The organism is Pseudomonas sp. FW305-96, assembly GCF_058783825.1.
This window is the reverse complement of sequence record NZ_JBYSYW010000043.1, coordinates 16965-40180: the sequence shown is the minus strand read 5'-3', so window position 1 is coordinate 40180 and position 23216 is coordinate 16965. Positions and strand designations below refer to the sequence as shown.

The following is a 23216-nucleotide window of genomic DNA, read 5'->3' as shown; positions in this document are numbered from 1 at the left end:
CAACGGCAACGGCAACGGCAACGGCAACGGCAGTATCAAAGGTATTTTGAGCGTTCGTCGGCGCGCCGACGTAGTCGGCTATCACTTCTCTGTCACGTAACTGTATTGTTGGCTATTCTCCGATCTGTCCCAGTACACTTCGTAACTGTTACGGTATTCTGGCCCCGCAGTGAGCCACACAAGAACAATGACCCGTCAGCGCTTCGAGAACACGCCATGACCAACCTGCTGCTGTACCAGCGCATTGCCCAGCAACTAGCCGATGACATCCGTCGGGGTGTCTATCAGCCGGGGGAGCGGGTGCCGTCGGTGCGCAAGATGAGCGCGCAGCTCAATGTCAGCCATGCCACCGTGCTGCAGGCTTACGCCAATCTCGAGGACCAGGGCCTGATCCGTGCCCGGCCGCAGTCCGGCTACTACGTCCACCAGACCCCGGCGTTGACGGCGCAGACCCCGGATATCGCGCGGGTCGAGCGCCCGGGCCTGGTCACCCGGGCAAGCATCATCCAGCAAGTGCTGGTCGAGGCGCGGCGCGATGGGGTTTTCCCGTTCGGCGCCGCGGTGCCGCATGTCGACTACCTGCCCGTGCGTGCCCTGCACCAGCAGTTGGCCAAGGTGACGCGCTTCCACAGCCCGCGTGCCTTCAGCTACATGTTCAGCCCAGGTTTCGAACCGCTGCGCCGGCAAATCGCCATTCGCATGCGTGATGCTGGCGTTCTGGTCGATCCGCGTGAGGTGGTGGTCACCCACGGCTGTGTCGACGCCCTGCAGATGGCGCTGCGGGTGCTGACCCGGCCGGGCGACCTGATTGCGGCCGAGTCGCCCACCTACTATGGCCTGCTGCAGTTGGCCGACCTGCTGGGGCTCAAGGTCATCGAGATTCCCAGCGACCCGTCTACCGGTATCAGTCTGGAGGCCCTGCAACTGGCCGCCAACCAGTGGTCGATCAAGGCGCTGGTGCTGACGGCGCGCTTGAGCAATCCCCTGGGCGGCACCATCCCCGAGGAGCGGCAGAAGCAGTTGCTGCGCCTGGCCTCTGACTTCGACATACAGATCGTCGAGGATGATATCTACGGCGAACTGATGTTCGAGCAGGGGCGCACCAAGGCGCTCAAGGCGTTCGATCGCCTCGACCGGGTGATCTACTGCTCGAGCTTCTCCAAGACCCTGTCGCCAGGGGTGCGGGTTGGCTGGATGATCGCCGGGCGTTACCAGGACGAGATCCAGCGCCTGCAGACCTTCACCACGCACTCGGCCTGCAGTGTCACGCAGATGGCGGTGGCCGCCTACCTGGAGAACGGCGGATATGATCGGCACCTGCGCTACATTCGCCAGGAATATCGCAAGAACCTCAGTGCCTACCAGCTGGCGGTGCAGCAGCATTTCCCGGAAGGCACGCAGATGACCCGGCCCACTGGCGGCTTCATCCTCTGGGTCAGCCTGCCGGGGCGGGTCAATACCCAGGAGCTGCATGTGCGGGCGCTGGAGCAGGGGATCAGTATCGCGCCGGGGCTGATCTTCAGTAATACGGAGCAGTTCAACCACTGTATCCGGCTTAATTGCGGTATTCCCTGGAACCGCGAGGCGGAGCGCGCGGTGATGACCCTGGGGCTGCTGGCCCAACAATTGTGCCGCGAGCCGACAGGTTCACTTTTGTAGGCTTGTCAGATGAGCGGGGAACAGGGAGCATACGCGTTTTGCAGCTTACGCTCCCGGTACCCATGAACCTGTTTCGTCCTCTTGTCATTGCCCTGTGTTGCGCGTTGCCCTGGCTGCCGGCCGGAGCGGTGCAGGCTGCCGAGCCTGCTGCCAAGGCGCAGGTGGTGCACAAGTCGGCGGCCAAAGCTGCAGCCAAGCCGGCAGCCAAGCCCAAGGCCAAACCAAAGGCCAAGCCCAAGGCGAAGGCGAAGGCGAAGGCCAAGCCTGTCAGCAAGGCTGTCGCCAAACCGCTGCCCAAGCCGAAAATCGACCTGAGCCTGCCGAGTGAGATGGTCAGGCATCTCGAGCCGGACCTGGGTGACGGGCCGGTGGTGCGCAAGCCGCTGCTGCCGTCGATGTTCCCTACCAAGCCGGAGTCCGACAGCAGCCCGTTCCAGCTCAACGGCCGATTGATCAGCAACGAAATGCAGCTGCAGTTGCGCAACGACAGCCGGCGTGATGTCGACGGCGCGGCGATCGATTTCGAATTCCGCAACTGACTGCCGGGTCACGGTCTTTTTCATTCGCTCGGCAATTTCAAACATATGTTTGAGCGGTTAGTATCCAGGGACGTTCGTCCCGTTTTGCTCCTGGGAGTCCTGTTGTCATGAAATGCCGCGAGGGCTGCGGTGCCTGCTGCATCGCCCCGTCCATCAGTTCGCCTATCCCCGGCATGCCGCAGGGCAAGCCGGCCGGCGAACGCTGCCTGCACCTCAATGTCGAAAACCTTTGTGCGCTGTTCGGCAAGCCCGAGCGACCGCAGGTGTGTGGCGGCTTCAAGGCGGAAGCGGACATCTGTGGCAACGATCGTGACGAGGCCATCCGCATCATCGGGTGGCTGGAGCAGATGACGGCGGCGTGACAGGTTGGATCCTCGACAACAAGGAACAAGATGATGAGATCGATCAAACGTATTGCACTGCTGTGTGGCATGGGTGCCGTGCTGGCACCGACGGCCTGGGCCGAGAACTGGCAGGTGGCCAAGGACGAGGAGGGGATCAAGGTGTCCCTCAGCGAGGTGGCCGGTTCCAAGTACAAGGCCTACCGTGGCGTGACCGTGATCAAGGCGCCGCTGGCCAAGGTCAAGGCGTTGCAGGAGGACGTGGCCGGGGCCTGCGCCTGGATCCACGAGTGCAAGTCGCAGAAACTGCTCAAGAGCGAGGGCGACCAGAGCTGGACCTACACCCAGTTCAATACGCCATGGCCGGTGACGCCACGCGATTCCGTCCTGCATGTGACCACTGTCCAGGAGGCTGATGGCAGCCTGACCCGCAAGCTTGAGGAGCAGCCGAAGTATCTGCCGGAGGAAAAGGGCTTCGTGCGCGTCGCCCAGGTAGAGGGCTTCTGGAAGCTGGTGCCCAAGGGTGACAGCACCGAGGTGACCTATCAGGTGCACACCGAGCCAGGTGGCAGCGTGCCGTCCTGGCTGGCCAACAAGTTCGTGGTGGATGCGCCGTTCAATACCCTGAAGGGGTTGAAGGAGCGTGCCGAGAAACAGTGATCGGCGCCGGTAACGCAGAAACAAGAAAGGCTGCCCGAGGGCAGCCTTTTTGCGTTCGGCCGAAAAGGCTTACTTGCGGTCTTTCAGCTCGACGATGTCACGCTGCTCGTAGCCGGTGTACAGCTGGCGCGGGCGGCCGATCTTGTACGGGCTGGAGAGCATTTCCTTCCAGTGCGAGATCCAGCCGACGGTCCGCGCCAGGGCGAAGATCACGGTGAACATGCTGGTCGGAATACCGATGGCCTTGAGGATGATGCCCGAGTAGAAGTCGACGTTCGGGTACAGCGAGCGCTCGACGAAGTACGGATCGGTCAGGGCGATCTCTTCCAGGCGCATGGCCAGTTCCAGCTGCGGGTCGTTCTTGATGCCCAGCTCGCTGAGCACTTCGTCGCAGGTCTTCTTCATCACGGTGGCGCGCGGGTCGCGGTTCTTGTACACGCGGTGACCGAAGCCCATGAGCTTGAACGGGTCGTTCTTGTCCTTGGCCTTGGCGATGAACTTGTCGATGTTCGAGACATCGCCGATTTCATCGAGCATGGTCAGTACGGCTTCGTTCGCACCGCCGTGGGCCGGGCCCCACAGTGCGGCGATGCCGGCGGCGATACAGGCGAACGGGTTGGCGCCCGAGGAGCCCGCCAGGCGCACGGTGGAGGTGGAGGCGTTCTGCTCGTGGTCGGCGTGGAGGATGAAGATCCGGTCCATCGCCTTGGCCAGCACCGGGCTGATCGGTTTGATCTCGCACGGGGTGTTGAACATCATGTGCAGGAAGTTTTCCGCGTACGACAGGTCGTTGCGCGGGTACATCATGGGTTGGCCCATGGAGTACTTGTAGACCATCGCGGCCAGGGTCGGCATTTTCGCGACCAGGCGTACCGCGGAGATTTCGCGGTGCTGCGGGTTATTGATGTCCAGCGAGTCGTGATAGAACGCCGACAGGGCGCCGACCACGCCGCACATCACCGCCATCGGGTGGGCGTCGCGGCGGAAGCCGTTGAAGAACGACTTCAGCTGCTCGTGAACCATGGTGTGGTTCTTCACGGTGCTGACGAACTGGGCCTTCTGCTCGGCATTCGGCAGTTCGCCGTTGAGCAGCAGGTAGCAGGTCTCGAGGTAGTCCGACTGTTCGGCGAGCTGTTCGATCGGGTAGCCGCGGTGCAGCAGCACGCCCTTGTCGCCATCGATGTAGGTGATCTTCGACTCGCACGAGGCGGTCGCCATGAAACCAGGGTCGAAGGTGAAGTGGCCTGATGCCCCCAACCCGCGGACGTCGATAACATCGGGACCAACGGTGCCGGTTAAAATGGGCAGCTCGACGGGGGCAGCGCCCTCGATGATCAACTGCGCTTTTTTGTCAGCCATGTGGCCTCCTATTAATGCTTGAAATCATCAGACAGACCCCCCACGCAGGGCCCGCACCACTATAGAGGGATAAATTCGAATGTCAATTTGCCTAAAGGCTGGTTGAAACGCCCTCTGAGGCCTGATTTTTCACGAAATTCTCGCCCGTTTACGCCTTTTGTCCCTTAAAGGCAATGCGCTATTTGGGCTAGCCCCTCACGTTGTCATAAGCAGCCTAACTGTCTATACTCGGCAGCCGACTCCCAGGGGCTTTCAAGCCCGCCCTGCTGGGTGTCGTCGCTCTCCTGGGTGGTGGGTACCTGACCAGTACACTTACCAACAACTTTGCCCTGTTAGCTAGGGGCTCTTCAGTGTGAAAAAAGCCGTGAAAAGCCAACGACCTGTAAACCTAGACCTAAGGACCATCAAACTCCCGATCACCGCGTACACGTCCATTCTTCACCGTATTTCCGGCGTCATCCTCTTCCTCGGCCTTGCCATCATGCTGTACGCACTGGGCAAGTCGCTGGGTTCGGAGGAAGGCTTTGCCGAGGTGAAGGCGTGTCTGACCAGTCCGCTGGCCAAACTGGTGACCTGGGGCCTGCTGTCCGGCCTGCTGTACCACCTCGTGGCAGGTGTGCGCCACCTGATCATGGACATGGGTGTCGGTGAGACGCTGGAAGGCGGCAAGCTGGGCTCGAAAATCGTGATCGTCATCTCCGTGGTGCTGATCGTTCTGGCAGGAGTTTGGGTATGGTAACTAACGTCACGAACCTGTCGCGTTCGGGCCTCTACGACTGGATGGCGCAGCGCGTCTCGGCGGTCGTTCTCGCGGCTTACTTCATTTTCCTGATCGGCTACCTCGCCGCCCACCCGGGCATCGACTACGCCCAGTGGCACGCTCTGTTCACCAACAATGCGATGCGCATCTTCAGTCTGCTGGCCCTCGTTGCCCTGGGCGCCCACGCCTGGGTCGGCATGTGGACCATTGCCACCGACTACCTGACGCCGATGGCGTTCGGCAAGTCGGCGACTGCGATTCGTTTCCTGTTCCAGGCGGTATGCGGCGTTGCGATGTTCGCTTACTTCGTCTGGGGTGTGCAGATTCTCTGGGGTATCTGATTCATGGCTAACATTCCAACCATTTCCTTCGACGCCATCATCATCGGTGGCGGCGGCGCGGGCATGCGCGCAGCGCTGCAACTGGCTCAAGGCGGCCACAAGACCGCTGTAGTCACCAAGGTGTTCCCGACCCGTTCGCATACCGTTTCCGCCCAGGGCGGCATCACCTGCGCCATCGCTTCGGCCGACCCGAACGACGACTGGCGCTGGCACATGTACGATACCGTCAAGGGTTCCGACTACATCGGTGACCAGGACGCTATCGAATACATGTGTCAGGAAGGCCCGGCCGCGGTCTTCGAGCTGGACCACATGGGTCTGCCGTTCTCGCGTACCGAAACCGGTCGTATCTACCAGCGTCCGTTCGGTGGCCAGTCCAAGGACTTCGGCAAGGGCGGCCAGGCTGCCCGTACCTGCGCAGCCTCCGACCGTACCGGTCACGCGCTGCTGCACACCCTGTACCAGGGCAACCTGAAGGCAGGCACCACCTTCCTCAACGAGTACTACGCCGTTGACCTGGTGAAGAACCAGGACGGCGCGTTCGTCGGTGTGATCGCGATCTGCATCGAAACCGGCGAAACCATGTACATCAAGTCCAAGGCCACCGTACTGGCGACTGGCGGTGCTGGCCGTATCTACGCCTCCACCACCAACGCCCTGATCAATACCGGCGACGGTATCGGCATGGCCCTGCGTGCCGGCGTGCCGGTGCAGGACATCGAGATGTGGCAGTTCCACCCGACCGGCATCGCCGGCGCCGGTGTACTGGTCACCGAAGGTTGCCGCGGTGAAGGTGGCTACCTGATCAACGCCCACGGCGAGCGCTTCATGGAGCGTTACGCGCCGAACGCGAAAGACCTGGCCGGCCGCGACGTGGTCGCCCGTTCCATGGTCAAGGAAATCATCGCCGGCAACGGCGTGGGCCCGAACAAGGACCACGTGCTGCTGAAGCTGGATCACCTGGGCGAGGAAGTGCTGCACAGCCGCCTGCCAGGTATCTGCGAGCTGTCCAAGACCTTCGCCCACGTCGACCCAGTGGTCGCCCCGGTTCCGGTCGTGCCGACCTGCCATTACATGATGGGCGGCGTTGCCACCAACATTCATGGCCAGGCCATCACCATGGACGCCGAAGGCAAGGACCACATCATCCCGGGTCTGTTTGCCGTGGGTGAAGTGGCCTGCGTGTCGGTCCATGGCGCCAACCGCCTGGGCGGCAACTCGCTGCTCGACCTGGTTGTATTCGGTCGTGCCGCCGGCCTGCACCTGGAAAAGGCGCTGACCGAAGGCGTCGAGTACCGCGATGCCAGCGACACCGACGTCGATGTTGCCCTGAACCGCCTGAACAAGCTCAACGAGCGTACCAGCGGCGAAGACGTGGCAAGCCTGAAGCGCGAGCTGCAGAGCTGCATGCAGAACTACTTCGGTGTATTCCGTACCGGCGAATACATGCAGAAGGGTATCGAGCAGCTGGCTGGCCTGCGTGACCGCATCGCCAACGTCAAGATCAACGACAAGTCCCAGGCCTTCAACACCGCGCGTATCGAAGCGCTGGAGCTGCAGAACCTGCTGGAAGTTGCCGAAGCTACCGCCATCGCGGCCGAAGCCCGTAAAGAGTCCCGCGGCGCGCACGCCCGTGAAGACTTCGAAGACCGTGATGACGAGAACTGGCTGTGCCACACCCTGTACTACCCGGGTGAGAAGCGCGTTGCCAAGCGCGGCGTCAACTTTGCGCCGAAGACAGTTCCTGCCTTCGAACCAAAAGTCCGGACTTACTAAGGGTGGCTGCTATGTTGAAAGTCGAAGTTTATCGCTACAACCCCGACACCGACTCGGCGCCCAAGATGGAGTCGTTCGACGTCGATACCGGCGGCAAGGACCTGATGGTTCTGGACGTGCTGGCACTGATCAAGGAAAAGGACGAGGGCTTCTCGTACCGTCGCTCCTGCCGTGAAGGCGTGTGCGGTTCCGATGGCATGAACATGAACGGCAAGAACGGCCTGGCCTGCATCACCCCGCTGTCGGGCGTGGTCAAGGGCAACAAGCTGGTGCTGCGCCCGCTGCCTGGCCTGCCGGTCATTCGTGACCTGGTGGTCGATATGAGCATCTTCTACAAGCAGTACGAGAAGGTGAAGCCGTTCCTGCAGAACGACACGCCGGCTCCGGCCATCGAGCGTCTGCAGTCGCCGGAAGATCGCGACAAGCTGGACGGTCTGTACGAGTGCATCCTGTGCGCTTGCTGCTCGACCTCCTGCCCATCGTTCTGGTGGAACCCGGACAAGTTCCTGGGCCCCGCCGCACTGCTGCAGGCCTATCGCTTCCTGGCCGACAGCCGTGACACCAAGACTCAGGAGCGCCTGGCGTCCCTGGATGACCCGTTCAGCGTATTCCGCTGCCGCGGGATCATGAACTGCGTGAACGTTTGCCCGAAGGGTCTGAACCCGACCAAGGCTATCGGCCACGTACGTAACATGCTGCTGCAGAGCGGCACCTGATTCAAAACGTTGTACCTGCAGTAAGCCGAGGTGCGGGTGGTGAGCCCGCACTGAGGTAAAACCCGAGCAAGGGCCCACAAAGCCCGCGCTCATTACCTATGAAGATATGAGACCAGCAGGGGCTTCCGGGCTGGTACCCGGAAAATCAGCAGGATCCAGGTGGCGTGGTTCAGTCGCTGTGTTCGGACTTTTCCAGGTTTGCTGTGGCTCTCGCCGATCAGTCCCCTAACCGAGGGTGACCAAGCATGCAAGAAAGCGTGATGCAGCGCATGTGGGAAAGCGCCCACCTTTCAGGTGGTAACGCTGCATATGTGGAAGAGCTTTATGAGCTCTACCTGCACGACCCTAACGCTGTGCCAGAAGAGTGGCGCACCTACTTCCAGAAGTTGCCCGCCGACGGCAGCACCGCTACCGATGTATCGCACTCGACGATCCGCGACCATTTCGTATTGCTGGCAAAGAACCAGCGCCGCGCCCAACCGGTTTCCGCCGGGAGCGTGAGCACAGAGCACGAGAAGAAGCAGGTTGAAGTGCTGCGACTGATCCAGGCCTATCGTATGCGCGGCCATCAGGCTGCCAAGCTCGACCCGTTGGGGTTGTGGCAGCGTCCTGCGCCCGTAGACCTGTCGATCAATCATTACGGCTTGACCAATGCCGATCTTGATACGACCTTCCGTGCCGGCGACCTGTTCATCGGCAAAGAGGAAGCGAGCCTACGCGAAATCTTCGAGGCGCTCGAGAAGACATATTGTCGCACCATTGGTGCCGAATTCACCCACATCGTCGATTCCGAGCAGCGCAGCTGGTTCCAGCAGCGCCTGGAAAGCGTGCGTGGCCGTCCGGAATTCTCCGCCGATGTGCAGGCGCACCTGCTCGAGCGCGTCACGGCCGGTGAGGGCCTGGAGAAGTACCTGGGCACCAAGTACCCGGGCACCAAGCGCTTCGGCCTGGAAGGCGGCGAGAGCCTGATCCCGATGCTGGACGAAATGATCCAGCGCTCCGGTTCCTACGGTACCAAGGAAGTCGTGATCGGCATGGCCCACCGTGGCCGCCTGAACGTGCTCGTCAACACCTTCGGCAAGAACCCGCGCGAGCTGTTCGACGAGTTCGAAGGCAAGAAGATGAACGAGCTGGGCTCCGGTGACGTGAAGTATCACCAGGGCTTCTCCTCCAACGTGATGACCCCCGGTGGCGAAGTTCACCTGGCCATGGCGTTCAACCCCTCCCACCTGGAAATCGTCTCGCCAGTGGTTGAAGGTTCGGTTCGCGCCCGCCAGGATCGCCGCAACGACAGCGTTGGCGACAAGGTCCTGCCGATCTCGATCCACGGCGACGCGGCGTTCGCCGGCCAGGGCGTGGTCATGGAAACCTTCCAGATGTCGCAGACCCGCGGTTTCAAGACCGGCGGCACCGTGCACATCGTGATCAACAACCAGGTCGGCTTCACCATCAGCAACCCGCTGGACGCGCGCTCCACCGAGTACGCCACCGACGTTGCCAAGATGATCCAGGCACCGATCCTGCACGTGAACGGCGACGATCCGGAAGCGGTGATGTTCGTCACCCAGCTGGCCATTGATTACCGCATGCAGTTCAAGCGTGACGTGGTCATCGACCTGGTCTGCTACCGCCGCCGTGGCCACAACGAGGCCGACGAGCCGAACGGCACCCAGCCGCTGATGTACCAGCAGATCAGCAAGCAGCGCACCACACGTGAGCTGTACGCCGAGCAACTGATCAGTGCCGGCCGCATCGATGCCGAACGCGCCCAGGCCAAGATCGACGAGTACCGCAACGCCCTGGACAACGGCCTGCACGTCGTCAAGAGCCTGGTCAAGGAGCCGAACCGCGAGCTGTTCGTCGACTGGCGCCCGTACCTGGGCCATGCCTGGACCGCGCGTCACGACACCCGCTTCGACCTCAAGACCCTGCAGGAACTGTCGGCCAAGCTGCTGGAGCTGCCAGAGGGCTTCGTCGTCCAGCGTCAGGTCGCGAAGATCTACGAAGACCGCCAGAAGATGCAAGCCGGCGGCTTGCCGATCAACTGGGGTTACGCCGAGACCATGGCCTACGCCACCCTGCAGTTCGAGGGTCACCCGATCCGCATGACCGGCCAGGACATCGGCCGTGGCACCTTCTCGCACCGTCACGCGGTATTGCACAACCAGAAGGACGCCAGCACCTACGTCCCGCTGAAGAACCTGTTCCCGGGCCAGCCGCGCTTCGACCTGTACGACTCCTTCCTTTCGGAAGAAGCGGTACTGGCTTTCGAATACGGCTACTCGACCACCACGCCGAACGCGCTGGTGATCTGGGAAGCCCAGTTCGGCGACTTCGCCAACGGCGCGCAAGTGGTGATCGACCAGTTCATCACCAGCGGCGAGCACAAGTGGGGCCGTCTGTGCGGTCTGACCATGCTGCTGCCACACGGTTATGAAGGGCAGGGCCCGGAGCACTCCTCCGCGCGTCTGGAGCGTTACCTGCAGCTTTGCGCCGAGCACAACATCCAGGTGTGCGTGCCGACCACTCCAGCACAGATCTACCACCTGCTGCGTCGCCAGGTCATCCGCCCGCTGCGCAAGCCGTTGGTCGTGCTGACGCCGAAGTCGCTGCTGCGCCACAAGCTGGCCATCTCGACCCTGGAAGACCTGGCCGAAGGCTCGTTCCAGACCGTGATCCCGGAAATCGATACCCTCGATCCGGCCAAGGTCGAACGCCTGGTCCTGTGCGGCGGCAAGGTCTACTACGACCTGCTGGAAAAACGCCGTGCCGAAGGCCGTGAAGACATCGCCATCGTGCGTATCGAACAGCTGTATCCGTTCCCTGAGGACGACCTGGTCGAAATCCTGGCGCCTTACACCAACCTCAAGCATGCAGTGTGGTGTCAGGAAGAGCCGATGAACCAGGGCGCCTGGTACAGCAGCCAGCACCACATGCGCCGTATCCTGGGCCGCCACAACAAGGCACTGGTCCTGGAATACGCCGGCCGCGACGCGTCCGCCGCGCCAGCCTGTGGTTACGCATCGAAGCACGCCGAACAGCAGGAAAAACTGCTGCAAGACGCGTTCACTGTCTAACGCCTTCGCGCACCTGAAACCGAATTTAAGGAAACACAGATAATGGCTATCGAGATCAAAGCCCCAACCTTCCCGGAATCGGTTGCCGATGGCACCGTTGCCACCTGGCACAAGCAGCCGGGCGACGCCGTCAAGCGTGACGAGCTGATCGTCGACATCGAAACCGACAAAGTCGTGCTGGAAGTCCTGGCCACCGCCGACGGCGTGCTGGGCGCCATCGTCAAGGGCGAGGGCGATACCGTCCTGTCCGACGAAGTGCTGGGCTCGATCGTGGAAGGCGGCGCTGCCGCCGCTGCTCCAGCTGCCGCCCCGGCCGCTGCCGCTCCAGCCGCTGCTGCCGCCGCCGACGCTGGCGAAGACGACCCGGTTGCCGCACCTGCCGCGCGCAAGCTGGCTGAAGAGAACGGTATCGACCTGGCTACCGTTGCCGGCACCGGCAAGGGCGGTCGCATCACCAAGGAAGACGTCGTCGCCGCCGTCGCCAACAAAAAGTCGGCTCCGGCTCCAGCTGCCAAGCCGGCCGCTGCTGCCGCCGCTGCTCCGGTCGTCGTCGCCGCTGGCGACCGTACCGAGAAGCGTGTGCCGATGACCCGCCTGCGCGCCAAGATCGCCGAGCGTCTGGTCGAAGCCCAGTCGAACATGGCGATGCTGACCACCTTCAACGAAGTCGACATGACCGAAGTCATGGCCCTGCGTTCGAAGTACAAGGACCTGTTCGAGAAGACCCACAACGGCGTGCGCCTGGGCTTCATGTCGTTCTTCGTCAAGGCCGCCACCGAGGCGCTGAAGCGCTTCCCGGCGGTCAACGCCTCGATCGACGGCAACGACATCGTCTACCACGGTTATGCAGACGTTGGCGTCGCTGTTTCCAGCGACCGTGGCCTGGTGGTACCGGTACTGCGCAACGCCGAGTCGATGAGCCTGGCGGAAATCGAGAACGGCATCGCTACCTTCGGCAAGAAGGCCCGTGACGGCAAGCTGGCCATCGAAGAAATGACTGGCGGTACCTTCACCATCACCAACGGTGGTACCTTCGGCTCGATGATGTCGACCCCGATCGTCAACCCGCCGCAGGCCGCGATCCTGGGCATGCACAACATCATCCAGCGCCCGATGGCCATCAATGGCCAAGTGGTAATCCGCCCAATGATGTACCTGGCGCTGTCCTACGACCACCGCCTGATCGACGGCAAGGAAGCGGTAACCTTCCTGGTGACCATCAAGAACCTGCTGGAAGATCCGTCTCGCCTGCTGCTGGACATCTAATCAACTAGCTGCGCGCCGCCGGCCCCGTTCTTCAAGAGACGGGGCCGTGCGGTACGCGGCTTGTAGCTTGTAGCTGATAAGGAATCTTTTATGACCCAGAAATTCGACGTAGTGGTGATTGGTGCAGGTCCTGGCGGCTATGTTGCCGCCATCAAGGCTGCCCAACTCGGTCTGAAGACTGCCTGTATCGAGAAGTACACCGACGCCGAGGGCAAGCTGGCCCTGGGCGGCACCTGCCTGAACGTAGGTTGCATTCCTTCCAAGGCGCTGCTGGACAGCTCCTGGAAGTACAAGGAAGCCAAAGAGAGCTTCAACGTCCACGGTATCTCCACGGGTGAAGTGAAGATGGACGTCGCCGCGATGGTTGGCCGCAAGGCCGGCATCGTCAAGAACCTGACCGGCGGTGTGGCCACCCTGTTCAAGGCCAACGGCGTCACTTCGATCCAGGGCCATGGCAAGCTGCTGGCTGGCAAGAAAGTCGAAGTCACCAAGGCTGACGGCACCACTGAAGTCATCGAAGCCGAGAACGTGATCCTGGCTTCCGGCTCGCGTCCGATCGACATTCCACCGGCTCCGGTCGACCAGAACGTCATCGTCGATTCCACCGGCGCCCTGGAATTCCAGGCTGTACCGAAGCGCCTGGGCGTCATCGGTGCCGGCGTGATCGGCCTGGAACTGGGCTCGGTCTGGGCTCGCCTGGGTGCCGAAGTCACCGTCCTGGAAGCCCTGGACACCTTCCTGATGGCTGCCGACACTGCCGTGTCGAAAGAAGCCCAGAAGACCCTGACCAAGCAAGGCCTGGACATCAAGCTGGGCGCTCGCGTCACCGGCTCGAAAGTCAACGGCAACGAAGTCGAAGTCACCTACACCAACGCCGAAGGCGAGCAGAAGATCACCTTCGACAAGCTGATCGTCGCGGTCGGCCGTCGTCCGGTGACCACTGACCTGCTGGCTGCCGACAGCGGTGTGACCATCGACGAGCGTGGCTACATCTTCGTCGATGACCACTGCGCTACCAGCGTTCCGGGCGTATTCGCCATCGGTGACGTGGTGCGTGGCATGATGCTGGCGCACAAGGCCTCGGAAGAGGGCATCATGGTCGTCGAGCGCATCAAGGGCCACAAAGCCCAGATGAACTACGACCTGATCCCGTCGGTCATCTACACCCACCCGGAAATCGCGTGGGTCGGCAAGACCGAACAAGCCTTGAAGGCCGAGGGTGTTGAGGTTAACGTAGGCACCTTCCCGTTCGCGGCCAGCGGCCGTGCGATGGCAGCCAACGATACCGGTGGTTTCGTCAAGGTCATCGCCGACGCCAAGACCGACCGCGTCCTGGGTGTTCACGTGATTGGCCCATCGGCTGCCGAACTGGTACAGCAGGGCGCGATCGCAATGGAATTCGGCACCAGTGCCGAGGATCTGGGCATGATGGTCTTCAGCCATCCGACCCTGTCCGAAGCGTTGCATGAAGCAGCGCTGGCGGTGAATGGCGGTGCCATTCACGTCGCCAACCGTAAGAAGCGTTAATTATAAGAAACCACGGCGGTCTGCCCGTCGTGGGTCTTGCGTGCAAGACTCACCGCGGAACGTCCGCCGGACCGGATCACATGGGAAAACCCGGGGTCAACGGTCACAGGTGGTGCGGCGCCAGTAATGGCGCAGCGCCGAAGCGCAGTACCTAACGAAGACGGTAAAAAGCATGAATCTTCACGAGTATCAGGGTAAGCAGCTGTTCGCTGAATACGGCCTGCCAGTTTCCAAGGGTTTCGCAGTCGACACCCCTGAAGCTGCAGCAGAAGCCTGCGACAAGATCGGCGGTTCCGAGTGGGTTGTAAAAGCCCAGGTTCACGCTGGTGGTCGCGGTAAAGCGGGCGGCGTCAAGCTGGTTCGCAGCAAGGAAGACGCCAAGGCGTTCGCTGCCCAGTGGCTTGGCAAGAACCTGGTTACCTACCAGACCGACGCCAATGGTCAGCCAGTTTCCAAGATCCTGGTCGAATCCTGCACTGACATCGCCAAAGAGCTGTACCTGGGCGCTGTAGTCGATCGTTCGAGCCGCCGCATCGTGTTCATGGCTTCCACCGAAGGTGGCGTGGACATCGAGAAAGTCGCTCACGACACTCCTGAGAAGATCCTCAAGGCCACCATCGATCCGCTGGTCGGCGCTCAGCCGTTCCAGGGTCGCGAGCTGGCGTTCCAGCTGGGCCTGGAAGGCAAGCAAGTTCAGCAGTTCGCCAAGATCTTCGTAGGCCTGGCCAAGCTGTTCAAGGATCACGATCTGGCCCTGCTGGAAGTGAACCCGCTGGTGATCAAGGCCGATGGCGACCTGCACTGCCTCGATGCCAAGATCAACATCGACGCCAACGCCATGTACCGTCAGCCTAAGCTGAAGACCTTCCACGACCCGTCGCAGGACGACGCCCGTGAAGCCCACGCCGCCAAGTTCGAACTGAACTACGTTGCCCTCGAAGGCAACATCGGCTGCATGGTCAACGGTGCCGGCCTGGCCATGGGTACCATGGACATCGTCAACCTGCACGGCGGCAAGCCTGCCAACTTCCTCGACGTTGGCGGCGGTGCCACCAAAGAGCGCGTTACCGAAGCGTTTAAGATCATCCTGTCCGACAGCAATGTCGCGGCCGTACTGGTCAACATCTTCGGCGGCATCGTTCGCTGCGACATGATTGCCGAAGGCATCATCGGTGCAGTGAAAGAAGTCGGCGTCAAGGTTCCGGTCGTCGTTCGCCTCGAAGGCAACAACGCCGAACTGGGCGCTAAAGTACTGGCAGAAAGCGGTTTGAACATCATTGCGGCAACCAGCCTGACCGACGCTGCTCAACAAGTTGTCAAAGCTGCGGAGGGCAAGTAATGAGCGTCCTGATCAATAAAGACACCAAAGTCATCTGCCAGGGCTTCACCGGCTCGCAGGGTACTTTCCACTCCGAACAAGCCATCGCCTACGGCACCAAGATGGTCGGCGGCGTCACCCCGGGCAAGGGTGGCACCACCCACCTGGGCCTGCCGGTGTTCAACACCGTGAAAGAAGCCGTAGAAGCTACCGGCGCTGACGCGTCGGTGATCTACGTACCGGCTCCTTTCTGCAAGGACTCGATCCTGGAAGCCGCCTTCGGTGGCATCAAGCTGATCGTCTGCATCACCGAGGGTATCCCTACCCTCGACATGCTGGACGCCAAGGTCAAGTGCGACGAGCTGGGCGTGACCCTGATCGGCCCGAACTGCCCAGGCGTGATCACTCCGGGCGAGTGCAAGATCGGCATCATGCCGGGTCACATCCACCTGCCAGGCAAGGTCGGTATCGTTTCGCGTTCCGGCACCCTGACCTACGAAGCTGTCAAGCAGACCACCGACGCCGGTTTCGGCCAGTCGACCTGCGTCGGCATCGGTGGTGACCCGATCCCGGGCTCCAACTTCATCGACATCCTGAAGCTGTTCCAGGAAGATCCGAAGACCGAAGCGATCGTCATGATCGGTGAGATCGGCGGTTCCGCTGAAGAAGAAGCCGCGGCCTACATCAAGGCCAACGTGACCAAGCCTGTCGTTTCCTACATCGCCGGTGTTACCGCACCTGCGGGCAAGCGCATGGGCCACGCTGGCGCCATCATCTCCGGTGGCAAGGGTACCGCGGACGAGAAGTTCGCCGCCCTGCAGGACGCCGGTGTGAAAACCGTGCGTTCCCTGGCTGACATCGGCAAGGCCCTGGCCGAGCTGACTGGCTGGGAAGTCAAGAAGTAAGTAACACGTAGTACCCCCCACGCGCACAAAGGCCACCTTCGGGTGGCCTTTGTCGTTGATGGGGATCGCTTGGAAGCTGGGCTGTACACCTGAGGAAATTTCGGTGGTCGCTATCAGGGTTTTCACCCAGACATTCGTTTGAATACGCAATAAATTGTCGCCGAACACGTTCAACCAGACGACAAACACATACGCACATCGGACAAGCAGCACTGTGCCAGTGCGTTTGCCGGGCAAAACAGGTAGGCTACGCGTTCACTCTGTGCCCGTACCCCAAAAGGGAACGACACGCTAAACGGGTCTGGCTCACCAAGCCGGGCAGCATTTCCCTTCATCCTATGGGAAATCCCCTCCGACTCCCGATTTCAGCAGTGTGGTATTTCCTTAAATGAAAGTGTTAAAAGGCCAGGATATCCTGGCGCTTGGCTTTATGACGTTTGCGCTTTTCGTAGGCGCTGGCAACATCATCTTCCCGCCTATCGTCGGCCTGCAGTCTGGCCCGAACGTATGGATGGCCGCACTCGGCTTCCTGGTCACCGCCGTGGGCCTGCCGGTCATCACCGTGATCGCCCTGGCCAAGGTCGGTGGCGGCATGGACGCCCTGAGCAGCCCGATCGGCAAGTTCTTCGGCGGCCTGCTGGCGGCGGTGTGCTACCTCTCGGTCGGCCCGCTGTTCGCAACCCCACGCACCGCGACCGTGTCGTTCGAAGTAGGCGTGGCGCCGCTGACCGGTGAAAGCCCGCTGGCACTGCTCATCTACAGCGTGGTGTACTTCGCCGTGGTCCTGGCCGTGTCGATGTACCCGGGCAAGTTGCTCGACACCGTGGGGCGTTTCCTCGCGCCCTTGAAGATCATCGCCCTGGCTGTGCTGGGCATCGCGGCGTTCGCATTGCCGGCCGGCACGATCGGTGAGGCCCAGCCTGCCTACGCCGCCGCCGCGTTCTCCAAAGGTTTCTCCGATGGTTACCTGACCATGGACACGCTGGGGGCACTGGTCTTCGGTATCGTCATCGTCAATGCCATCCGTTCGCGTGGCGTCGAGTCGCCGAAGCTGATCACTCGCTATGCCATCATTGCGGGCCTGATTGCCGGCCTGGGTCTGGTCCTGGTGTATGTCAGCCTGTTCCGCCTCGGTGCGGGCAGCCATGACATCGCAGCCGATGCCACCAACGGTGCGATGGTATTGCATGCCTATGTGCAGCACACCTTCGGGTCGCTGGGCAGTGGTTTCCTGGCCGTACTGATCGCACTGGCCTGCCTGGTCACCGCCGTGGGGCTGACCTGCGCCTGTGCCGAATACTTCAGCCAGATCCTGCCGCTGTCGTACCGTGCCCTGGTGGTGATCCTGGCTGGTTTCTCGCTGGTGATCTCCAACCTGGGCCTGACCAAGCTGATCATGTTCTCGATCCCGGTGCTGACGGCGATCTACCCGCCGTGCATCGTGGTCGTGGGCCTGAGCTTCGTGAAGGACCTGTGGAACTCCCCAACCCGCATCCTGGCCCCGGTCATGCTGGTGTCGCTGGTGTTCGGCGTTGTCGACGCCATCAAGGGCAGCAGCTTCGCCCACATACTGCCTGACGCCCTGGCTCACCTGCCGTTCAGCAACGAAGGCATGGCCTGGCTGGTGCCATCGGTGGTCACCCTGGCTGTCGCCGTGGTCTGCGACCGCATGCTGGGCAAGCCGCGCGAGGCGCTGGCCTGATGGATTGAAGCCTGATGGACGGGGCGCTGGCCAAAAGCCGAAGGGCCCCCGTCAAAGGTGGATATCGAAACCCCGCTGCCGAAAGGCGCGGGGTTTTTTGTGGCCTGGACCGACTCTATCGCCGATGCGACTTGCCCCACGATTTTTACTGGATGGCGTGTCTTTTAACGAATCCGGGCGTCGAAAACCGGTCTGTTTCTCTTTAAAGGGATTCCTGCATGACCTTCATCCAAAGCAACCTGGGCAACCTCCTGGCCGTCTGCTGGTTCGCCATCTGCTGGGGCGGCTACACCCGCTATGCCACCTGGAAGGGGCGCGATACTGCGTGCCTGGCCAGCGTGTTGCACCTTTACCGCGAGGATTGGATGCGCCGCATGCTGCTGCGCGACAACCGCATCGCTGATGCCAGCGTGATAGGCAACCTGGAGCGCAACGCATCGTTCTTCGCCTCCAGCACCCTGATCATTCTTGCCGGTATCCTCACCGTGCTCGGTGCGTCCGACCGCGCATTGTCGCTGTTGGCCGACCTGCCGCTGGTGCAGCAGGCGTCCCAAGGCATGTCGGAAATCAAGCTGCTGTGCCTGGCGACGGTGTTCGTCTATGCGTTCTTCACTTTCAGCTGGTGCATGCGTCAATACAACTTCGCCGCAGTGTTGGTGGGCTCGGCGCCGATGATAGGCGAACGTCAGGTCAACGAACTCGAGCGCAAGGCTTTCGCCTCCCGGGCGGCGCGGGTACTGTCGCTGGCCGCCAACCAGTTCAACCTGGGGTTGCGCTCGTATTACTTCGGCATGGCCATGTTGAGCTGGTTCATCAGCCCCTGGCTGTTCATGGCCATGAGCGTGGGCGTGGTGTTCATCCTGTATCGCCGTGAGTTCCACTCCCATGTACTGGAAGTGATGGTGTTCACGCCCACCGAAAGTGCACCGGTAGAGGCGAGTAGGGACACTTCCGATAGTGCAGGCTGAAGCCTTTCAGCTTTAAATGACAGACATAAAAAAACCCGACAGTGTCGGGTTTTTTTATGTCGCGAGATTACTGCTTGGCAGGCTCGGCAGGTGCAGTGGCCGGCGCTGGAGTGGAAGGCGCGGCTTCCTCGGCGGCCTTCTGCTGCGCTTCGGCCTGATCTTTGGCGGCTTCGGCGTTTTCCTTGGCGGCGTCGTTCATCTTATCCTGAGCTTCGCCCATCTTCTCTTGGGCTTGCTCGGCATGTTGCTGTGCGTCCTGGGCTTTGTCTTCGCTCGCTTTATCGCAAGCAGCCAGGCCCATGGCAGCGGCCAGCATCAGAGCAAAAGCAAAAGGTTTACGCATGGGGTGTTTCTCCTGGGTGGAATAACTTTGTATGTTCCTTCGAGTACGCCCTTGGCGAATAAGTTCAACGCAGGTTACAGATATATAACTGCCCAGCCTATATAGACTTTTTACCCATTTTATGCGGCGGCGGACAATGAACGAGACTCCATTGATGGCGATGGCCGAGCGCTTTCTGTCGGCATTGAAACATTGCCAGGTATTACAGATGCGGGTGCAGCATGCCGACGCCGATGGCATGACCCTGTTGCTGCCCTGGTCGCCGGCCATTGTCGGCAATCCGCAGAATGGCGCGGTGCATGGGGGTGTGCTGACCACGCTGATGGACACCACCTGCGGCATGGCCACGCTCTGCGCGCTGCCCAGCTTCGAAGTGTGCCCGACTCTGGACCTGCGCATCGACTACATGCACCCGGCCGAGGCGGGCAAGGACATCTATGGCCATGCCCAGTGCTACCGGGTGACCCGCGATGTCATCTTCACCCGGGGGACGGCCTACCAGGATGACCCTTCGCAACCGATCTGCCAGGTGGTCGGCACCTTCATGCGCCTGGGGCAGGACGTCAAGGGCGGCATCCGCTTCGGTAACAGCCTCAAGGAGCGCCGCACGTGATCCCCAGCGATATCCGCCAACAGCTGAACCAGGCCCACGCCCGGGGTGATTACCAGCCCTTGCTGGCGTTGATCCCCTATGCCGGATTGATCGGTATCGAATGCGAGCGCCAGGGCGAAGACCTGCTGTTCCGTCTGCCGGCCAATCCGGACAATATCGGCAACCCGTTGCTGCCGGCGATCCATGGCGGCGTGATCGCCGGGTTCATGGAGCTGTCCGCGGCGCTCTACCTGCTGATCTACAGCGAAAGCGCGAGCATTCCGAAGATCATCGATTTCTCCATCGATTATCTGCGTGCCGGCCTTTACCGCGATACCTACGCCCAGTGCCAGCTGTGGCGCCAGGGGCGGCGGGTGACCAACGTCGCCATTACCGCCTGGCAGGGCGATCGCGATACCCCGATCGCCACGGCGCGCGCGCATTTCAAGATTGAACCCGAAAAGCCCTTGAAATAGTCAGGGCTGCCCCCATCTGCTGGACATCCGCCATCAAAAACGGCCCGCTGGCCGCCAGGCGTCACCAACCAACAGATTGGAGTTTTGAAGACCATGAGTGTGGAGACTCAAAAAGAAACCCTGGGCTTTCAGACCGAGGTAAAGCAACTGCTGCACCTCATGATCCATTCCCTGTATTCGAACAAGGAGATCTTCCTGCGCGAGCTGATCTCCAACGCCTCCGACGCCGCCGACAAGCTGCGCTTCGAGGCCCTGGCCAAGCCTGAGCTGCTCGAAGGCGACGCCGACCTGAAGATTCGCGTCAGCTTCGACAAGGCCGCCAACACCGTGACCCTCGAGGACAACGGCATCGGCATGAGCCGCGAAGACGTAATCGCGCACCTGGGTACCATCGCCAAGTCCGGCACCGCCGACTTCATGAAGAACCTCACTGGCGACCAGAAAAAGGACTCGCACCTGATCGGTCAGTTCGGCGTGGGCTTCTACTCCGCGTTCATCGTCGCCGACAAGGTCGACGTGTTCAGCCGTCGCGCCGGGCTACCGGCCGCCGAGGGCGTGCACTGGTCGTCGAAAGGCGAGGGCGAGTTCGAAGTCGCCACCGTCGACAAGCCGCAGCGCGGTACCCGCATCGTCCTGCACCTGAAGAAGGGCGAGGATGAATTCGCCGATGGCTGGCGCCTGCGCAACGTGGTCAAGAAGTACTCCGACCACATCGCCCTGCCGATCGAGCTGCCCAAGGAGCAGGCCGAGGCCGCCGAAGGCGAGGAAAAACCGGCGCAGGAATGGGAAACCGTCAACCGCGCCAGCGCCCTGTGGACCCGTTCGCGCACCGAGGTGAAGGACGAGGAGTACCAGGAGTTCTACAAGCACATCGGCCATGACTTCGAGAACCCGCTGGCCTGGAGCCACAACAAGGTCGAAGGCAAGCTGGAGTACAACTCGCTGCTGTACGTGCCGGCCCGCGCGCCGTTCGACCTGTACCAGCGCGAAGCGCCACGCGGCCTGAAGCTGTACGTGCAGCGCGTGTTCATCATGGATCAGGCAGAGTCGTTCCTGCCGCTGTACCTGCGCTTCATCAAGGGCGTGGTCGACTCCAACGACCTGTCGCTGAACGTTTCCCGCGAGATCCTGCAGAAAGACCCGATCATCGACTCGATGAAGACCGCGCTGACCAAGCGCGTGCTGGACATGCTGGAGAAACTGGCGAAGAACGAGCCCGAGCAGTACAAGGGCTTCTGGAAGAACTTCGGCCAGGTGTTGAAGGAAGGCCCGGCCGAAGACTTCGCCAACAAGGAGAAGATCGCCAGCCTGCTGCGCTTCGCCTCCACCCATGACGACAGCGGCGAGCAGAGCGTCGCCCTGGCCGACTACCTGGCCCGCGCCAAGGAAGGCCAGGACAAGATCTACTTCCTGACCGGCGAATCCTACGCTCAGGTCAAGAACAGCCCGCACCTGGAAGTCTTCCGCAAGAAAGGCATCGAAGTGCTGCTGCTGACCGACCGCATCGACGAGTGGCTGATGAGCTACCTCAACGAGTTCGACGGCAAGGCCTTCGTCGACGTCGCCCGCGGCGACCTGGACCTGGGCAAGCTGGACTCCGAAGAGGACAAGAAGGCCCAGGAAGAAGTCGCCAAGGACAAGGAAGGCCTGGTCGAGCGTCTCAAGGGCGCGCTGGGTGACAGCGTTGCCGAGGTGCGTGTCTCGCACCGCCTGACCGACTCGCCGGCGATCCTCGCCATCGGCGAACAGGACCTGGGCCTGCAGATGCGCCAGATCCTCGAGGCCAGCGGGCAGAAGGTGCCGGAGTCCAAGCCGATCTTCGAGTTCAACCCGAGCCACCCGCTGATCGAGAAGCTCGATGGCGAGCAGAGCGAAGACCGCTTCGCCGAGCTTTCGCACATCCTGTTCGACCAGGCGGCCCTGGCGGCCGGTGACAGCTTGAAGGATCCGGCGGCCTACGTGCGTCGCCTGAACAAGCTGCTGGTCGAGCTGTCGGCTTGACCTGAGGCAAGAAAAGCCCGCTTCGGCGGGCTTTTTCATGTCTGCTGCTCCCACGAATACATCTATCCTGTCCTGACCCGTGAACGCCCAAGGAGAGCTGAATGAGCAAGGTCATCGTCGAGTCGTTGGTCTATCACCTGTCAGGCAAGGCTTACGAAAGCCGCCTGGTCTACGCCCCGGGCGCGCTGCCGCAGCCGGGCCTGGTGATGGCGCCGAACTGGATGGGTATCGGCGAGGGCGCCGAACGTATCGCCAAGGAAGTGGCCGAGCAAGGTTATGTGGTGCTGATTGCCGACTTGTATGGCCAGTCGGTGCGGCCGTCCAATGCTGACGAAGCCGGTACGGCGATGATGCCGCTGAAGAACGACCGCGCCGAACTGCGCAAGCGCATGCAGGAAGCGCTGGCGCAGTTGGTGGGGCAATCGAGGGCCTTGTTGGAGCCTGGCAAGGTGGCCACCTTCGGCTTCTGCTTCGGCGGCTGCTGTGCCCTGGAGCTTGCCCGCACCGGCGCCGATCTGAGGGCGGCGGTGTCGTTCCACGGCACGCTGGATACCCCGAACCCCGAGGATGCCAAGCGCATCAAGGGTTCGGTGCTGGTGCTGCATGGTGCCTCCGACCCATTGGTGCCAATGGAACAGCTGCCAGCCTTCGAAGAAGAGATGAATGCTGCCAAGGTTGACTGGCAGTTGCTCAGCTATGGCGGGGCAGTGCACTCGTTCACCGATCCGAACGCCAATGTGCCGGGCAAGATGCAGTATGACCGGCGCACCTCGGAGCGGGCATTCCGTTCGATGCATAACTTGCTCAAGGAAGTGTTCGCAGGCTGAGCGCTCAAGGGCCTGCTGCGCAGCTCCATCGCCGTTAACCCGGCTCCCACAGAAGCAATGCAA

General features: G+C 61.6%; 21 protein-coding genes. 19 read left to right on the top strand and 2 right to left on the bottom strand.

What is annotated here, in order from left to right; genetic code table 11:
• Positions 1–216 precede the first annotated feature (216 nt).
• The 4 genes from AC3WL2_RS23805 (at position 217) to AC3WL2_RS23790 (ending at position 3199) form a co-directional block, all read left to right on the top strand.
• On the top strand, positions 217–1659 hold the full coding sequence (locus tag AC3WL2_RS23805; protein ID WP_038706507.1) for an aminotransferase-like domain-containing protein: 1443 nt from the start codon (positions 217–219) through the stop codon (positions 1657–1659).
• Between the two features lie 62 nt (positions 1660–1721).
• Entirely contained in the window at positions 1722–2198 is a 477-nt protein-coding gene (locus tag AC3WL2_RS23800; protein WP_102684704.1) for a hypothetical protein, read from the top strand.
• A gap of 107 nt (positions 2199–2305) precedes the next feature.
• Positions 2306–2560 (top strand): YkgJ family cysteine cluster protein, encoded by a 255-nt coding sequence (locus AC3WL2_RS23795; protein ID WP_023628900.1) that lies wholly within the window; start codon positions 2306–2308, stop codon positions 2558–2560.
• Positions 2561–2593: 33 nt separating this feature from the next.
• The gene (locus AC3WL2_RS23790; protein ID WP_102684705.1) at positions 2594–3199 is read left to right on the top strand and encodes an START domain-containing protein; all 606 of its coding nucleotides are present in this window, start codon (positions 2594–2596) and stop codon (positions 3197–3199) included.
• 69 nt (positions 3200–3268) lie between these two features.
• Here AC3WL2_RS23790 and gltA read toward each other — a convergent pair whose 3' ends face one another.
• Positions 3269–4558 carry a citrate synthase gene (gltA, locus tag AC3WL2_RS23785; protein ID WP_046854764.1) on the bottom strand — a complete coding sequence of 430 codons (1290 nt, stop codon included), beginning with the start codon at positions 4556–4558 and terminating at the stop codon, positions 3269–3271.
• 352 nt (positions 4559–4910) lie between these two features.
• Between gltA and sdhC the strand changes: the two genes are divergently transcribed.
• The 11 genes from sdhC to AC3WL2_RS23730 all read left to right on the top strand — a co-directional run bounded on the left by sdhC (position 4911) and on the right by AC3WL2_RS23730 (position 18914).
• The gene (gene sdhC / locus AC3WL2_RS23780) at positions 4911–5297 is read left to right on the top strand and encodes a succinate dehydrogenase, cytochrome b556 subunit (RefSeq protein WP_023628897.1); all 387 of its coding nucleotides are present in this window, start codon (positions 4911–4913) and stop codon (positions 5295–5297) included.
• Positions 5291–5659, top strand: a complete 369-nt coding sequence (gene sdhD, locus AC3WL2_RS23775) for a succinate dehydrogenase, hydrophobic membrane anchor protein (protein WP_023628896.1) — start codon at positions 5291–5293, stop codon at positions 5657–5659. Before sdhC ends, sdhD begins: the two co-directional genes overlap by 7 nt.
• A gap of 3 nt (positions 5660–5662) precedes the next feature.
• Entirely contained in the window at positions 5663–7435 is a 1773-nt protein-coding gene (sdhA, locus tag AC3WL2_RS23770; protein WP_023628895.1) for a succinate dehydrogenase flavoprotein subunit, read from the top strand.
• An 11-nt stretch (positions 7436–7446) separates the two neighbouring features.
• A complete protein-coding gene (locus AC3WL2_RS23765) occupies positions 7447–8151 on the top strand; it encodes a succinate dehydrogenase iron-sulfur subunit (protein WP_012315348.1) in 705 nt (234 codons plus the stop codon).
• Positions 8152–8396: 245 nt separating this feature from the next.
• Positions 8397–11228 carry a 2-oxoglutarate dehydrogenase E1 component gene (locus AC3WL2_RS23760; protein WP_102684706.1) on the top strand — a complete coding sequence of 944 codons (2832 nt, stop codon included), beginning with the start codon at positions 8397–8399 and terminating at the stop codon, positions 11226–11228.
• 42 nt (positions 11229–11270) lie between these two features.
• Positions 11271–12494: a 2-oxoglutarate dehydrogenase complex dihydrolipoyllysine-residue succinyltransferase gene (gene odhB, locus AC3WL2_RS23755; protein WP_102684707.1), complete on the top strand. Its 1224-nt coding sequence runs from the start codon at positions 11271–11273 to the stop codon at positions 12492–12494.
• Between the two features lie 90 nt (positions 12495–12584).
• Positions 12585–14021: a dihydrolipoyl dehydrogenase gene (gene lpdA, locus AC3WL2_RS23750; protein WP_102684708.1), complete on the top strand. Its 1437-nt coding sequence runs from the start codon at positions 12585–12587 to the stop codon at positions 14019–14021.
• Between the two features lie 172 nt (positions 14022–14193).
• The gene (sucC, locus tag AC3WL2_RS23745; protein ID WP_023629628.1) at positions 14194–15360 is read left to right on the top strand and encodes an ADP-forming succinate--CoA ligase subunit beta; all 1167 of its coding nucleotides are present in this window, start codon (positions 14194–14196) and stop codon (positions 15358–15360) included.
• Positions 15360–16244 carry a succinate--CoA ligase subunit alpha gene (gene sucD, locus AC3WL2_RS23740; RefSeq protein ID WP_004376004.1) on the top strand — a complete coding sequence of 295 codons (885 nt, stop codon included), beginning with the start codon at positions 15360–15362 and terminating at the stop codon, positions 16242–16244. Before sucC ends, sucD begins: the two co-directional genes overlap by 1 nt.
• Before the next feature lie 388 nt (positions 16245–16632).
• Positions 16633–17946 (top strand): branched-chain amino acid transport system II carrier protein, encoded by a 1314-nt coding sequence (brnQ, locus tag AC3WL2_RS23735; protein ID WP_102684709.1) that lies wholly within the window; start codon positions 16633–16635, stop codon positions 17944–17946.
• 218 nt (positions 17947–18164) lie between these two features.
• Positions 18165–18914, top strand: a complete 750-nt coding sequence (locus tag AC3WL2_RS23730; protein ID WP_102684710.1) for a DUF599 domain-containing protein — start codon at positions 18165–18167, stop codon at positions 18912–18914.
• Between the two features lie 67 nt (positions 18915–18981).
• Here the strand turns inward: AC3WL2_RS23730 and AC3WL2_RS23725 are convergent, their stop codons facing one another.
• Positions 18982–19257 carry a hypothetical protein gene (locus AC3WL2_RS23725; RefSeq protein WP_046854770.1) on the bottom strand — a complete coding sequence of 92 codons (276 nt, stop codon included), beginning with the start codon at positions 19255–19257 and terminating at the stop codon, positions 18982–18984.
• 136 nt (positions 19258–19393) lie between these two features.
• On the opposite strand from AC3WL2_RS23725, the gene AC3WL2_RS23720 reads away from it, so the two are divergent.
• The 4 genes from AC3WL2_RS23720 to AC3WL2_RS23705 all read left to right on the top strand — a co-directional run bounded on the left by AC3WL2_RS23720 (position 19394) and on the right by AC3WL2_RS23705 (position 23153).
• Positions 19394–19870: a PaaI family thioesterase gene (locus AC3WL2_RS23720; protein ID WP_102684711.1), complete on the top strand. Its 477-nt coding sequence runs from the start codon at positions 19394–19396 to the stop codon at positions 19868–19870.
• Entirely contained in the window at positions 19867–20325 is a 459-nt protein-coding gene (locus AC3WL2_RS23715) for a PaaI family thioesterase (protein ID WP_023629623.1), read from the top strand. Before AC3WL2_RS23720 ends, AC3WL2_RS23715 begins: the two co-directional genes overlap by 4 nt.
• 93 nt (positions 20326–20418) lie before the next feature.
• Complete coding sequence (htpG, locus tag AC3WL2_RS23710) at positions 20419–22326, top strand: molecular chaperone HtpG (RefSeq protein ID WP_102684712.1); 1908 nt, start codon at positions 20419–20421, stop codon at positions 22324–22326.
• A 101-nt stretch (positions 22327–22427) separates the two neighbouring features.
• Complete coding sequence (locus AC3WL2_RS23705; protein WP_102684713.1) at positions 22428–23153, top strand: dienelactone hydrolase family protein; 726 nt, start codon at positions 22428–22430, stop codon at positions 23151–23153.
• Positions 23154–23216: the final 63 nt, after the last annotated feature.

Coding starts and splice junctions, on each gene's coding strand:
- AC3WL2_RS23805 (WP_038706507.1), top strand. CDS start 217: ATGACCAACCTGCTGCTGTACCAGCGCATTGCCCAGCAACTAGCCGAT.
- AC3WL2_RS23800 (WP_102684704.1), top strand. CDS start 1,722: ATGAACCTGTTTCGTCCTCTTGTCATTGCCCTGTGTTGCGCGTTGCCC.
- AC3WL2_RS23795 (WP_023628900.1), top strand. CDS start 2,306: ATGAAATGCCGCGAGGGCTGCGGTGCCTGCTGCATCGCCCCGTCCATC.
- AC3WL2_RS23790 (WP_102684705.1), top strand. CDS start 2,594: ATGAGATCGATCAAACGTATTGCACTGCTGTGTGGCATGGGTGCCGTG.
- gltA (WP_046854764.1), bottom strand. CDS start 4,558: ATGGCTGACAAAAAAGCGCAGTTGATCATCGAGGGCGCTGCCCCCGTC.
- sdhD (WP_023628896.1), top strand. CDS start 5,291: ATGGTAACTAACGTCACGAACCTGTCGCGTTCGGGCCTCTACGACTGG.
- sdhA (WP_023628895.1), top strand. CDS start 5,663: ATGGCTAACATTCCAACCATTTCCTTCGACGCCATCATCATCGGTGGC.
- AC3WL2_RS23765 (WP_012315348.1), top strand. CDS start 7,447: ATGTTGAAAGTCGAAGTTTATCGCTACAACCCCGACACCGACTCGGCG.
- AC3WL2_RS23760 (WP_102684706.1), top strand. CDS start 8,397: ATGCAAGAAAGCGTGATGCAGCGCATGTGGGAAAGCGCCCACCTTTCA.
- odhB (WP_102684707.1), top strand. CDS start 11,271: ATGGCTATCGAGATCAAAGCCCCAACCTTCCCGGAATCGGTTGCCGAT.
- lpdA (WP_102684708.1), top strand. CDS start 12,585: ATGACCCAGAAATTCGACGTAGTGGTGATTGGTGCAGGTCCTGGCGGC.
- sucC (WP_023629628.1), top strand. CDS start 14,194: ATGAATCTTCACGAGTATCAGGGTAAGCAGCTGTTCGCTGAATACGGC.
- sucD (WP_004376004.1), top strand. CDS start 15,360: ATGAGCGTCCTGATCAATAAAGACACCAAAGTCATCTGCCAGGGCTTC.
- brnQ (WP_102684709.1), top strand. CDS start 16,633: ATGAAAGTGTTAAAAGGCCAGGATATCCTGGCGCTTGGCTTTATGACG.
- AC3WL2_RS23730 (WP_102684710.1), top strand. CDS start 18,165: ATGACCTTCATCCAAAGCAACCTGGGCAACCTCCTGGCCGTCTGCTGG.
- AC3WL2_RS23725 (WP_046854770.1), bottom strand. CDS start 19,257: ATGCGTAAACCTTTTGCTTTTGCTCTGATGCTGGCCGCTGCCATGGGC.
- AC3WL2_RS23720 (WP_102684711.1), top strand. CDS start 19,394: ATGAACGAGACTCCATTGATGGCGATGGCCGAGCGCTTTCTGTCGGCA.
- htpG (WP_102684712.1), top strand. CDS start 20,419: ATGAGTGTGGAGACTCAAAAAGAAACCCTGGGCTTTCAGACCGAGGTA.
- AC3WL2_RS23705 (WP_102684713.1), top strand. CDS start 22,428: ATGAGCAAGGTCATCGTCGAGTCGTTGGTCTATCACCTGTCAGGCAAG.